Origin of the sequence: Burkholderia sp. BCC1972, assembly GCF_905339605.1 — a bacterium.
Classification (GTDB): Bacteria; Pseudomonadota; Gammaproteobacteria; order Burkholderiales; family Burkholderiaceae; genus Burkholderia.
In genome coordinates this window covers 693855-707055 of sequence record NZ_CAJPGH010000001.1, presented here as the reverse complement: position 1 = coordinate 707055, position 13201 = coordinate 693855, and the positions used below count along the sequence as shown (strand labels likewise).

The 13201-nt window shown below is 63.6% G+C and carries 15 protein-coding genes; all 15 read right to left on the bottom strand.

The annotated features are described in order from the left end of the window. Nucleotide 1: 1 nt before the first annotated feature. The gene (fliE, locus tag U5798_RS03180; RefSeq protein WP_322081142.1) at nt 2-307 is read right to left on the bottom strand and encodes a flagellar hook-basal body complex protein FliE; all 306 of its coding nucleotides are present in this window, start codon (nt 305-307) and stop codon (nt 2-4) included. Further along, nucleotides 304-750, bottom strand: coding sequence for a flagellar basal body rod protein FlgC (flgC, locus tag U5798_RS03175; protein ID WP_322081141.1), 447 nt, complete (start codon nt 748-750; stop codon nt 304-306). Before flgC ends, fliE begins: the two co-directional genes overlap by 4 nt. 3 nt (nt 751-753) lie before the next feature. Next, nucleotides 754-1119, bottom strand: a complete 366-nt coding sequence (locus tag U5798_RS03170; protein ID WP_322081140.1) for a hypothetical protein — start codon at nt 1117-1119, stop codon at nt 754-756. A 12-nt stretch (nt 1120-1131) separates the two neighbouring features. Beyond that, the gene (locus U5798_RS03165; RefSeq protein WP_322081139.1) at nt 1132-2265 is read right to left on the bottom strand and encodes a flagellar basal body P-ring protein FlgI; all 1134 of its coding nucleotides are present in this window, start codon (nt 2263-2265) and stop codon (nt 1132-1134) included. Then, complete coding sequence (locus U5798_RS03160; protein ID WP_322081138.1) at nt 2247-2837, bottom strand: flagellar basal body L-ring protein FlgH; 591 nt, start codon at nt 2835-2837, stop codon at nt 2247-2249. Before U5798_RS03160 ends, U5798_RS03165 begins: the two co-directional genes overlap by 19 nt. Nucleotide 2838: 1 nt before the next feature. Continuing rightward, entirely contained in the window at nt 2839-3606 is a 768-nt protein-coding gene (locus tag U5798_RS03155) for a hypothetical protein (RefSeq protein ID WP_322081137.1), read from the bottom strand. Beyond that, entirely contained in the window at nt 3603-4376 is a 774-nt protein-coding gene (locus U5798_RS03150; RefSeq protein ID WP_059682096.1) for a flagellar hook-basal body protein, read from the bottom strand. The genes U5798_RS03155 and U5798_RS03150 overlap by 4 nt, the downstream gene beginning before the upstream one ends. Nucleotides 4377-4378: 2 nt before the next feature. Then, nucleotides 4379-5083, bottom strand: coding sequence for a flagellar hook basal-body protein (locus tag U5798_RS03145; protein WP_322081136.1), 705 nt, complete (start codon nt 5081-5083; stop codon nt 4379-4381). Between the two features lie 47 nt (nt 5084-5130). Next, the gene (locus U5798_RS03140) at nt 5131-7194 is read right to left on the bottom strand and encodes a flagellar biosynthesis protein FlhA (protein ID WP_322081135.1); all 2064 of its coding nucleotides are present in this window, start codon (nt 7192-7194) and stop codon (nt 5131-5133) included. After that, the gene (locus U5798_RS03135; protein ID WP_322081134.1) at nt 7191-8258 is read right to left on the bottom strand and encodes an EscU/YscU/HrcU family type III secretion system export apparatus switch protein; all 1068 of its coding nucleotides are present in this window, start codon (nt 8256-8258) and stop codon (nt 7191-7193) included. Before U5798_RS03135 ends, U5798_RS03140 begins: the two co-directional genes overlap by 4 nt. Then, complete coding sequence (locus tag U5798_RS03130; RefSeq protein ID WP_322081133.1) at nt 8251-9012, bottom strand: flagellar biosynthetic protein FliR; 762 nt, start codon at nt 9010-9012, stop codon at nt 8251-8253. Before U5798_RS03130 ends, U5798_RS03135 begins: the two co-directional genes overlap by 8 nt. A gap of 2 nt (nt 9013-9014) precedes the next feature. Further along, a complete protein-coding gene (gene fliQ, locus U5798_RS03125; protein WP_322081132.1) occupies nt 9015-9281 on the bottom strand; it encodes a flagellar biosynthesis protein FliQ in 267 nt (88 codons plus the stop codon). A 365-nt stretch (nt 9282-9646) separates the two neighbouring features. Next, on the bottom strand, nt 9647-10789 hold the full coding sequence (locus U5798_RS03120) for a tetratricopeptide repeat protein (protein ID WP_322081131.1): 1143 nt from the start codon (nt 10787-10789) through the stop codon (nt 9647-9649). 581 nt (nt 10790-11370) lie between these two features. Continuing rightward, nucleotides 11371-12549 (bottom strand): ABC transporter ATP-binding protein, encoded by a 1179-nt coding sequence (locus U5798_RS03115; protein WP_322081130.1) that lies wholly within the window; start codon nt 12547-12549, stop codon nt 11371-11373. Further along, a complete protein-coding gene (locus U5798_RS03110; protein ID WP_124448748.1) occupies nt 12546-13199 on the bottom strand; it encodes an ABC transporter permease in 654 nt (217 codons plus the stop codon). Before U5798_RS03110 ends, U5798_RS03115 begins: the two co-directional genes overlap by 4 nt. Nucleotides 13200-13201 lie beyond the last annotated feature (2 nt).

Genomic DNA, 13201 nt, shown 5'->3' with positions numbered 1-13201 from the left:
CTTACAGCTGCATCCGCATCAGTTCCTGGTAACCCTCGACGATGCGAGAGCGCACTTGCAACGCGAGCTGCAGCGACATGCGTGCTTCCTCCAGCGCGATCATGACCTGGTGCGGCGGTACGGCGCCGTCGAGCGCGAAACGGGCGACGGCGTCGTCTGCAAGCCTGGCAGTCTGGTCGACACGGGTCGCGCCCGCGACGAGCCAGTCCGCGAAACTCGACTGCTGCGCAAACGGCGACATGGCGGCCGTTTCCGACAGCGGAGTGCCCTGCAGCATGGAGATCGATTCGACCGGATTGGCACTCATGAGCGGGCCCCGAGTTCGAGCGCACGCATGTACATCGATCGTGCGGCGTTGAAGATCACGGTATCGGCTTCGTAGCTGCGCAGCGTCTGTACCATCAGCGCCATTTCGCCGGCGTGATCGATTCCCGGATACGCGACCATGCCTTTGGCATCGGCATGCGGATGCGCCGGGTCGTGGACGAGCCGCGGCGGCGTATCCATGCGCTCGACGCCGTAGCTCTGGACACCCGTCATGCCGAAGGTCGGCGACGTATCACCGTTGCGCAGGTGATCGTCGAAGGTTGCGCCGACTCTCGGGCCGGAGACGAGACGTAACGGGTGGTACGGCTGCCCGTCCGCCGTGCGGGTCGTGCCGGCGTTGGCGAGGTTCTGTGCGATGACTTCCATACGCTGGCGCTCGACGTCGAGCCCTGAGCGGGCGATTGCAAAAAGGCTGTTTCCCATCGCTTACATTCCCTTGATGGCGAGTTGGCGGATCTGCAGCGTCCGGTCGAGCATGCCGATCAGCATCGCGTAGCGCGCGGCGGTTTCGGATGCGGACGCGATTTCATCATCGAGACGGACCGTGTTGACGTCGATCGGCAGCGATGCGCCGAACGAAGGTTCAACCGACCGGATGCGCGCGAGACGCGTATCGACGGTGTCGCCCGCACGGGTGTCGGCTGCATCGCGCAATGCGTCTTCGAATGTCACGCGGACCGGCACGTAACCGACCGAATTGGCGTTCGCTATGTTCTGTGCGGTGGCGGCCTGTCGGGCGAACAGCCCGTCGAGCGCCTTGGTTGCGATCGACGCGACGAGATCGATGGACATGAATCTCTCTCCTTATTGAACGATGATGTCGGCGTGCAGCGCGCCGGCGGCCTTGATCGCCTCGAGGATCGCGATCACATCCCGCGTGCTGATCCGGCTGGCCTTGAGCGCCTGGACGAGATCGCCGACGCTGCCTTGCGGAAACGATGCGGCGACCGTCTGGCCTGGTTCGTCGACGTAGAGCTCGCTGTTGCCGACGACGAGGCTGCGTACGTTCGGACCCGTGATTCCGATGAGGCCCGGTTGCGACGCGTTGTACTGCGTGGCGACGGTCACCTTGATGTCGCCGTGCGAGATCGTGATCGGTGCGATGTGCGTGTCGCCGCCGGCCACGACCGTGCCGGAACGTTCGTTAATCACGACGCGCGAGCGCTGGTCCGGGGCAACGGCGAGGGATTCGATTCGCGCGACGTAGCCATTCAGTCCGCCACCGTCCAGCGGCGCGCGGATTCGCACGGTGCGTGCATCGGTCGAGCGGGCGGTCCCGTTGCCGAATGAGCGGTTGATCTGGGATGCAATGCGTTCGGCTGTGATCGCGTCCGCGTCCTTCAGGACGAAACTGAGGTAGCCGTCGCGATTGACCAGTTCTGCCGTGACCGGTACTTCGACGGTCGCGCCTTCGGGAACGGTGCCTGCGGTAGGGTGATTCTTCATGCGCAGGTTGCCGTTCGCATCGTAGCGATAGCCGCCGACGGATACCGCTCCCTGTGCGAGCGCATAGACCTTGCGATCCGGCCCGCGCAGTGGCGTCATGATCAGCGTGCCGCCGGACAGGCTGCGTGCATCGCCCATCGACGTCACGTTGACGTCGAGCTTGTCGCCGACGTCCGAGGTCGGTGGCAGCGACGCCGTGATCATGACCATCGCGACGTTGCGGCTCTGCAATTGATCCTGCGTCAGGTTCAGGTCGAACTGCGACAGCATGTTCGTCATCGCCTGGCGGGTCGCCTGGTTGCGCGGGGTATCGCCCGAGCCCGACAGGCCCGTGACGATCCCGTATCCGACCAGCATGTTGTCGCGCCAGCCGAGGAAGCGGCCGAGATCCTTGAGGCGAACGTCGGCCGTGGCCGCGCCGGCCGCGGTCGAGACAGCGCAGACCAACCACGCGGCATGGATGAAGAAGCGCTTTACCATAAGCCCAGCCATGCGAAGAAGCGGGGAATGAGGCCGGGCCGCGAGCGATCGGTGATGAAGCCTTCGCCGGTGTAGTCGATCTTCGCATCGGCCAGCCGCGTCGACAGCACCGTGTTGTTCGCGGCGATGTCGATCGGCCGGATGCGACCCTCGAGACGAATACGGGTTTTTTCGCCGTTGACGTCGATGTCCTGTGTGCCGGCAACAATGAGGTCGCCGCTCGGCGTCACGCCCGTGACGCTGGCGCTCAGCTGTGCCAGCAGCCGGCCCGTGCGCTGAATCTGGCCTTTGCCGCCGTAGTTGTCGCCGAGACCGACCTGTGCGGAATTCTTGCCTGCGTACAGTGTCGACACGTTGCCCTGCACACCGAAGCCAGTCTTCGTGGATGTGTCCGCCGTGTTACTGGCGCTCGAGTTTTCGTAGATGAGGATCGTGACGATGTCGCCGGGCCGCGACGCGCGTCGGTCCGCCGTCAGCGATTCGTAGGTCGAGCCTTGATAGAGGTCGGCCGCCGGGGCGGCGGGCGTTCCGAGCAGCGACACCGCAAGCGCGCCCGCGTGCATGAAGGAAAGGACGCGGCGCATGTCAGTGTCCCCGCCCGTCCGACGGCGCCCGCCAGATCTGGATGTCCGCGTTGCCGGTCAGTACCGGTGCCGCATGCCGTGGTCCGGCGTCGGCCAGGGCCGTGCCGGAACGCGTCACGGTCACGGCACCCACCTGGATGGTGTCGAACACACGTCCGCCACGATGAACGGTGGCCAGACGCGACATGGCGGGCGCCGGCACGATCTCGCCGGCGGTCATGGTGCGGGCCGTCCGCACCACATGCGATTCCGCGTCGTAGCGCCAGGCCCGCACGGCGCCGTCGCCCGGGCAGCCCGCCGGTTGAATCTGGCTAACCGCCGGGCTGGTATCGACCGGAAGATCTTCAAGCACGGTCACGCAGGAGGGCGAGCTCGCGTTGTTGGCTTCGGTAATCCGAAGAAGGGTGATGTCGACGTTGGCTGCCGGCACGTTTGCCAGCCACGAACCGAGCATCGGCATCGCGCGGCGTGCAGATGTGGCGAGCCGGCGCGCGTCCACGCGCACGGCCGTTGCCGATCGTGCGAGCGACATCACCGGAACGGTTGCCGCGCGTTGTGCGACGGATTCAGGCAGGGCGGTCAGATCGGCGACATCCGCCAGCATGACTGTCGGGCGATCGACGGTGACGGTGGAGCGAAAACGGATCATGGCGTCGGGCGACGGCGCGCCGAGCACGGCCGCAGGAACGAGCGCACTGAGGCAAAGCAGCCGAGCGCGCGCAGCCAACGGTGCGTGCGACCTGCTTGGACTGGAAAAGCCGCGCGTCATCGCTTGAGCCCGTTGGCGATGGACATCAGCTCGTCGCCGACCTGGACGAGCCGTGCGTTGGCCGCATAGGTTCGCTGGTAGAGCATCAGGCCGACGAGTTCGTCGGACATCGACACGTTCGATGCCTCGCTGAATCCCTGGACCAGCACGCCGGCGTTGTCCTCGCCCGGCCGAACGCGCGTCAACGACGACGCATCGTCGCGTGCGCGATAGACGCCGCCGCCAACCGATTCGAGCGCGCGCACGTCGGACGGCACCAGTACCTCGAGTTCGCCGATGTCGAGCGGGTCGGCCTGACCGGACACGGTGGCTTGAACCTGGCCTGTCTGCGAGATCGTGATCGCCGATGCATCGCGCGGCACTGAAATCATCGCCTTCAGGCGCTGGCCGTCCGCCGTCGCCAGATAGCCGTCGGAACCGACCCGCAGCGTGCCGCCGCGCCAGAGCAGCGTCTGGCCGGAATCGGAGGCGAGTTCGATGAAGCCGTTGCCGCGAATCGCCAGATCGAGCGCATTGTTGGTCGGCCGCAATTCGCCCTGCGTATAGACGTGCAGCGACGGATCCGCGCTGACGCCGGCCGCGACGCTCGACGTTTCGTTCGCGTAGTCGCGCACGAGCGGCGCCGGCACGGTGGTGAGCAGTTCGGAGAACGCGACGGTGCCGCGCTTGAACGCGGGCGTGGTCATGTTGGCGATGTTGTTCGCCGTGACGTCGATGGCGGTCTGTTGCGCATTGAGGCCGGTTGCGCCGATGTAGAACACGTTGTTCACGATTACATGTCTCCGAGACGTTGCAGGACGTTGCCCATCATGTCGTCGTATGCATGAACGAGCTTCTGCCCGGACTCGACGCGCCGCATCGCAGCCATCATCCGGATCATTTCGTCGGCGTTCGATACGTTCGACGCTTCCAGATAACCCTGCATCACGCGCGGATCGGCGAGTTCGACGGGCCGGGCGCCATTGGCGCGATATAGGCCGTCGTTGGTGCGGGCCAGTTGATTCGGATTGGCGAACGACGCAGTGCCGATCACGGCGACCGGCTGGCCGTCGTCGAGCACGGTTCCGTCGGCGAGGACGCGCCAGTTCTGCGAACGCACGACGATGTCGCCGCCGCCGCTGCCTTGCAGCGCCCACCCCTGTCGCGTGACGAGCCGGCCGTCGGCGTCAAGCCGGAACGAGCCACCGCGCAGATAGGCGGTGCCATCGGGCGCGGAAACCGCGAAGAACCCGCCGCTCGACAGCGCGAGATCCAGCGGATTGCCGGTGTGAACCATCCGGCCAGGCGTGAAGTCCGTTGCGACGTCGCGCGTGGATGCGCGGGGCGCTGCCGTTTGCGCTGACGACTCGGCCTGCGAAACCGCATCGGCGAACGTGATCAGCCGCTTGTAGCCCGGCGTCGCGAGATTCGCGACGTTCTGCGCGGCGGTTTCGACCTGGCGCGTCTCGGACGAGATCAGGCCGACGGCGATTGTCATCAGGTTATCCATGGGCGGGGCGGGTATCGTTCATGAAAGCGGGGCGGTCATGCCGCGGAAGCGTGACGGTCGAGACCAACCGTCCCGAACGAACGCAGATTGATCGCGTGCGGGATCTCGTTCATCGACAGAACGGCGAGCCGAGGGGCGATACGGCGAGAAAATATCTTCAGGTGCCGACGGAGCTCGGGCCGGCACAGCAACGTGGGGGCGAGATTCTGCCGAAGCATCGCGTCGACTTGTTCAGCGAGCCGCGTGAGGAACGATTCAGCCAGCCCCGGATCGAGCACGAACGCGCCGCTGCCGTCGGCGCCCTGCAAATTGTGTGCAATCGTGTTTTCGAGCATCGGATCGAGCGTCAGCACCGCAAGCGCTTCCTTCTCGCCGATAAGACGCTGGCAGATGCTGTGTCCGAGCTTCTGACGTACGCGTTCCCCGAGCATTGCCGGTTCCTTCTCGTGCCGGCCGGCGTCGGCCAGCACCTCGACGATCTGGTCGATGTTCCGGATCGGGACATGCTCGGATAGCAAGCTCTGCAACACGGCCTGCACGTCGCCGACCGACAGGATGTTGGGTACGAGTTCCTCGACGAGCCCGGGCGAGCGTGTGCGGACACCTTCGAGCAGCGCGACGACATCGCTGCGGGACAGGAGCGACGAGATGTTTGCGCGGACGACTTCTGTGACGTGGGTGACGAGGACCGTCATCGGATCGACGGCCGTATAGCCGAGCGACGCTGCACGAGAAACCTGCGCTTCGTCGATCCACAGCGCGGGCAGGCCGAATGCCGGGTCGCGCGTCGCGATGCCGGTCAGGTCGCCGGCCTTGCCGTTCGGGTGGATCGCGAGTGTTTTGTCGGCATGCAGCGCGGCTTGGCCGAAGCGATTGCCGTACAGCGAGATTCGGTAGTCGTTCGAGCCAAGTTGCGCGGCATCTCGGAACGTTACGGCCGGAATCGTGACGCCCATCTCTTCGGTGTACTGCTTCCGGAATGCGGCAATCCGTTCGGCCAGCACGCCTTGCAGCGGGATCCATGCGCGTGCGAGTTCCGGGCCGAAACCGATTTCGACAGGTGCAACGGGCAAGGCTTCCCCGCCGCTCGCGGCAGCCGGCGTGGCCGGGGCGTCGGCGCCGGCCATTGCCGTAGCGGCTTCAGCCGACGAGCCGCGTGCGAACCACCACGCGAAGAAGACCACCGGCGTGAGAATCAGGATCGGCCATTTCGGCATGCCAGGCAGGATCAGCAGGCCAACCAGCGCGCCCGTCACGAGAAAACGGATCTTGGGGAACTGCGCGAGTTGACGGAATACTTCGTTGCTCAGTTCGCCGTCGGACGCCGAGCGCGTGACGATGATCCCGGTCGCCACCGAGATGACGAGCGCGGGTACCTGCGTGACGATACCGTCGCCGATCGTCAGCAGCGTGAATTTCTGGAGTGCATGCCCGAGCGACATGCCCATCTGTGCGACACCGACCGCCCAGCCGCCGAGGATGTCGATAAGCATGATGATGATGCCGGCGATAGCGTCGCCCTTGACGAACTTGCTCGCGCCGTCCATCGAGCCATAGAATGCGGCTTCCTTTTCCAGCGCCTTCCTGCGTGCCCGCGCTTCGTCCTGGTCGATCAGGCCCATGTTCAGGTCTGCATCGATACTCATCTGCTGGCCGGGCATTGCGTCAAGCACGAAGCGGGCCGCCACCTCGGATACTCGCTGCGCACCGTTCGTCACGACCACGTACTGGACGACGATCAGGATGAAAAAGATGATCAGGCCGATGACGAAATTGCCCTGCACGACGAATTCGCCTATCGCACCGATCACCTGACCGGCTTCGGCACCGGACAGGATGAGCCGCGTCGCCGCGATGTTCAACGACAGTCGAAACAGCGTCGCGATCAGCAGCAGCGACGGGAAGGTCGAGAAGTCGACGGGCCGGACAACGTAGATCGTCAGCAGCAGGATCGTGAACGCGAACGCGAAGTTCGTGATGATCAGCAGGTCGAGCGCGGCGGACGGGATCGGTGCAAAGAGGATCAGCAGGATCGCCATGACGGCGAGCACGAGCGCGAGATCCTGCTGCCGGCCGAGGCGGGACACGAGCGCGTTCATGCGGCGACCTCGCCAACGCGGCGGCGAATGCGCAGGTAGACCGAGGCGGCGTCGCGATACGAGCCGGCGGAAATCTCCTGATCGACTCGCGTTTCACGAAAAATTCGCCGGGCCAGCGCTGGCGATTCGACGACAGGAATGCCGTAAACGAACGCAACCTTCTTGAGCCGTTGCGCAAAATTGCCGGCGCCCCGTGCGATCACCTTGGGTGCCGCCATGTGCGCCGGCACGTACTTCAGTCCGATCGCATAGTGCGTTGGATTCGTAATCAGGACGTCCGCGTCGCGGACGTTGCGGAGGCTACGCGCATTCTGGGTCAGCTCGCGACGAATCTTGCGCCGCTGATTCTTGATCCGCGGGTCGCCTTCGCGCTGTTTGTATTCCTGTTTGATTTCGTGACGGCTCATGCGCATCTTCTTTGCAAAGACGCGATGGACGATCACGAAGTCGAGTGCGGCGAACACCGCCGCGGCAATCAGCAGCTTTGCGAAGAAGCTCAGACCGGACGTCTGCATCAGTTCGCTCAAGCGACGCGGACTGAGTGGCGTGTGTGCGACGCTTTCGATCACCGACGCGATGCAGAACCACGCGATCAGGCTGTAAACAGCCATTTTGATCAGAGTGCGAGCCGAATCCAGGAGCGTCTGTAACGAAAAGACGCGCTTGAATCCCTGGACGGGATTCAGCCTGGACATGTCGGCCTTGACGGCAGCCGGCGCAAAAAGGAAACGGGTTTGCAGCACGGCGACCAGCAGCCCCGCGCCCATCGACAGGAGCGCCATCGGTGCAATCAGCCGAAAGGCGTCCAGCACTGCCGTCATCAACCACGTCGTCATCGCGCCGGGCGTATGTGCGACGGCAGGCACCTCTGCCAGCAGGCTCACGCTGCGGGTAGCGATGGCGGCCGCGAGGTGTGCGCCGTCGGTCCACAAGTAGGCCGCACAGGCGGCCAGGCTGGCCAGCATGCCGAGTTCCTGACTCTTGGGCGTCATGCCCTTCTTGCGCGCCTGCTCGAGACGATAGGCAGTGGCGGCTTCGGACCGGTTCTCGTCTTGTTCAGCCATAGTGTCGGAACGTGGTCGGAACGAAGTCGAGCGCGAACCGCACGAGCCGCAACGCGACCGGTGCGAGCGTGCCGGCAGTCAACGCCATTGCGGCAAGCGTGACGAACGCCTTGACCTGAAAGCCCAGCATCAATGCATTCATCTGCGGGAGCGCGCGGGCCAGGAACGCAATCGCAAGATCCGTCAGGAACAGCGTCAGCATGACGGCGGCGGTCGCACCCAGTGCGATGGCAGTCAGCGAGCCGAAGTACGACGTGAACGACCCGGGGTCGCCGATGATGTGGACAGACGCAGGCGGAAACGATCGCGTGAGCTCGAACAGCAGGGCGAGGAGATCGCGATGCCCGTTGGACGCGAAGAAAATGACGCCTGCCGTCATGGTCAGGATCGAACCGAGCAGTGGCGCCTGGCTACGCGAGCCCGGATCGATCACCATCGCCAGGCCATAGCCGGCCTGAACGTCGAGAACGCGCCCGACGAAGGACAATGCCGCGAAGCTGGCCTGGAATGCGAAGGCGATCGCGAGCCCGAGCAGGCACTCCCATGCGGCAACGGGAATCATGCCGGCATCGACCGGTCCTTGATAGGTGACGGTAGTAGCGAGACAGGCGGACAATGTCAGTGTCGCGACTACCTTGACTCGCATCGGCGTAACCATTTGCGAGAAGGGCGGGGCGAGTGTAAACACCGGGCCGATGCGTAACGACAGCAACAGCGTCGCCGCACCCCATCCGATACTCGGATTGGCGATCATGGTTAGCCCAGCGTTGGAATGAGATTAAAGAGGGATTGGGTAAAACTGGTCAAGCGGGCCAACATCCAGGAACCGAGCACGACAATGACGAAACCAACGACAACGAGTTTCGGCACGTAGGAAAGACTCATTTCCTGAAGTTGCGTGACGACTTGAAACAGGCTGATGACCAGACCTGTTACAAGAGCAGCGAGAAGAATGGGACCCGCGACAAGCAAACCTGTCCACATTAGCTGGGCCATAAGGCCCAGGGCGTTGTCGCTAGACATTCTCTCGTTTCCCCGGGGGATGTTACTGTTTATTACGATTATTTCGGTATACTGAATTGCAATCGTAATGTTGTCAACGAGACTGAAAGGATTTAATGGATGGCGAAAATCAACTCGGAGTTGTCAATCCGGGGGAATTGTGCGGATGCGTGATTAACTAATTAAATATGTTTAAAAATTAACGTAAGGGAAGTATTGTTTCCTGTTGATGTTCAATACGATGCTGAAGAAGTAGGAGCGCGAGCGACGGGACCGAAAGACCGAAACTTCGCGGGGCCGTGATCGGCATGATCAAGCCGCGACTCCCCCGTCACCCACCGCTACGGCGGTGATCGGGGGAGAAGAAAAACCGCGTTATGTACAGGTTACGCTTGATTGTGCGTGCGTTTCAGACCGAATGCGGTCAATGACTGCGCCAGCGTTCGGCCGGTCGGGCCAAGAGGACGATTCAGCATGGATTCCTTGAGTGCGTTCGCTGACTCGGTGCTGTCCGTCGCCTCGAGTTCCAGGGTCTTCGCAAGCGTGCCGGACAGCGACCCCGGATCAAGGCGCAGCGCAATTTCGGCGTGACGACGGGAATCGTCACGGCGCCCTTGAAGTTGCAATGCGACCGCAAGCGAGCCCTGGGCTTCGGCAAACCCTCTATCAAGCACTGCCGCGTGCTGAAAGCGTTCGGCCGCCGTATCCGGATTTCCTGCAAAGAGCCATGCCCAGCCGGCCGCAAGCCAGGAACCGGCATGGCTGGTGAGGCGTTCCGCAGCTCGATCGAGCGTCGCCGCGGCTTCCGCAAATTGCTTTTGCGCCAATAGGCAAAGACCGCGCCCGAGCGTGGCGCGCGCCTCTAGGGGGTTGCTGTCGGCCGCTCGATCAAGCAGTGCGGTCGCACGTTCGATATTGCCAGCCTCGAGTTCGGTCAATCCTGCGATCACGAGGCTATCGGAAGAGTCCGGCGCGCGCGCTGCATGGTGGCGCGCATTTTCCAGATCCCCCAGATCGAACAAAAGCGACGCGTAAGCACCCACAAAGTCCGGAGGCGATGCGGCCAGATCCGCCAGTGCACCCATCCGAATGGCGTCGTCGAAACGCCCCAGATAATGAAGGGCCCGCAATTTCAGGGCAGCCGCCCCCGGAACCGCTTCAAGGCAAGTGGGGCCGATGTCCGCCGCCGGCTTGAAAGCGCCGCACATGGCGCTTGCATAAGCAAAGTTGTAGTAAAGGACCGGATTTGCGTCGTGTTCGACGAGAGTGCGGAAATCGGCCAGTGCGGCTTCAAACCGCCCTTCGGACAATGCGGACAAGCCCCTTAGATTAACGAGCGATGGCGTGAGTGGCGCAATGGTCTCTCGGCGGATCAGCAAGTCGTTGCACAGGCGAAACTGATGCGCCTCAAATGCGGCAATCGCGGCGTCGGATAGTAGATTGAGATTATTCGGATCCTCATCCAAGAAACTCAAAAGTCGAGTGAGAGGTGTCTCGGGCGATCTCGAGGTTTGCCAGTCGGCTACCATGATGTTGAATTCCTGTGCTTTAAAATCGGAGCGGAGGACATCTGATTTGCGAAATATTGATCGATAATTTCGAAAAATTTGCGCCTATAGAAACCGATTGGAATTAATGGTTGCTTCGGGAGATATTCGGCCAGTGTAGCAAACTGACCGGTGGGGGCGGAATGAGATCGAGTTTACCCACTCGAATGGTCCATCCGAGGGGCAACTTTTCTGCGAATTCTGTAGGAAAAGATGACCAAATCATTGATTTGCATGGGCCGGGAACTGGGTCACGCTGGGCCCCGGACCGGCTGTCGAGCTGTATGCCGATCCCGCCTCCGTCGACTGTGGCCCGCTCAATACGTGCGTGAAGGTCAGGATCGTCTATGCCGAACCGCACCGGTACTCGGCGCCGTTTCCGGTGATAGGCATCTTTTCGATTGGTCGTTCGACTGCGCGAACAAGACACGGGCGTTTGGCAAAACGAGCATGAACGGAACACGGTCGGGCCAGGTTCATGTTTCCCGCGAAGGTCCGGAATCGCATACGGCATCGATTCGCTTCCCGGAGCCGGTGCGGCGGCGCACCGGCCCGGAGACGAATCAGTGCGTGGCCGCTGCGCCGACCGCATCGGCAGGACTGCCCGGCGGCTGCCCCGTTTGCCGGCGCGATCGGCCCGAGCTCAGGTACGCGGCGATCGAGTCCTGCGTGACCTCGCCGATCCATACGCCGTCGGGGTCGAGCACGGGCATCCACGACGCGCTGTACTGGTACATCTTCGACAGCACGATGCGCAGGTTGTCGTCGGCCGAGACCCCGGCCGGGAACGGCGTCACGCGTTCGCCGCATACGCCGCCGCCATCGGTGCGTGCGGCGCGGCGCGTCACGTAGCCGAGCGCGCGGCCCGCGTCGTCGAGCACGGTCAGGTAGCGGCAGTCGGCTTCGTCCATCACCGCGAGCGCGTGCGCGAGCGGCGTATCGACGCGTGCCGTTTCGGGCTGCGTGGCGGCGTCGCCGGCCTTCACGAGCAGCAACCGCTTGAGCGTGCTGTCCTGGCCGACGAACTGCGCGACGAATTCGTCGCGCGGGCGCGCGAGCAGCGTGTCGGGGTGATCGTACTGCACCAGCTGGCCGCGCCGGAACACCGCGATGCGGTCGCCCAGCTTGATCGCTTCGTCGATGTCGTGGCTCACCATGATCACGGTCTTGTTCAGTTGCCGCTGCATCTGGAAGAACTCGTTCTGGATCGACTCGCGATTGATCGGATCGACCGCGCCGAACGGTTCGTCCATCAGCAGCACGGGCGGATCGGCGGCCAGCGCGCGAATCACGCCGACGCGCTGCTGCTGCCCGCCCGACAGCTCGCGCGGATAGCGTTTCAGGTAGAGCTTCGGATCGAGCGCGACCATCGACATCAGGTCGCGTGCACGCTCGGCGCAGCGCTTCTTGTCCCAGCCCAGCAGGCGCGGCACGACCGTGATGTTCTCTTCGATCGTCATGTTCGGGAACAGCCCGATCTGCTGGATCACGTAGCCGATGTGGCGCCGCAGGTCGACTTCGTCGAGCTGCGCCGTGTCCTCGCCGTTGATGAGCACGCGGCCCGAGGTGGCGGCGATGAGCCGGTTGATCATCTTGAGCGTGGTGGTCTTGCCGCAGCCCGACGGGCCGAGAAACACGCAGATTTCCCCCTCGGGTACCGACAGGCTCACCGAGTCGACCGCGCGCACGGCCTGGCCGTCCTTGCGCGTGAAGGTCTTGGTCAGTTGGTCGAGTTCGATCATGTCTTCTGCACTCCCTTCGGTGTCAATGCCCGCTGCAGCATCTGCAGCAGCCGGTCGGCGACGATCGCGAGCAGGCTCACGAGCACCGCGCCCACCAGCAGTTTCATCATGCTGCTCTGCCCGATCGCGCGCAGGATCAGCGTGCCGAGCCCGCCCGCGCCCACCACGGCGGCGATCGTCATCACGCCGATGTTCATCACGACGGCGGTGCGCACACCCGCGAGAATGACGGGCACCGCCAGCGGCAGGTCGACGAGACGCAGGCGTTGCCACGAGGTCATGCCGATGCCGGTGCCGGCTTCCTTGATCCCCGCATCGACGTTGTGCAGCGCGAGGTACGTGTTGCGCATGATCGGCAGCAGCGAATAGAGGAACACGGCCGTGATCGCGGGCGCGGCGCCGATGCCCTGGCCGAAGCGCGAGAAGAACGGGATCATCAGGCCGAAGAGTGCGATGGACGGCAGCGTGAGCACGATCGTGGCGATGCCGAGCAGCGGCCCGGCGAGCCAGTCGTGGCGATTGATGAGGATGCCGAGCGGCACGCCCGCGACGATCGCACAGCCCACGGCGATTGCGACGAGCCATACGTGTTGCAGCGTGAGCTGCAGCAGCTCGGGCCAGCTCGAAGCGAGATAGTCGAATACGCTCATCA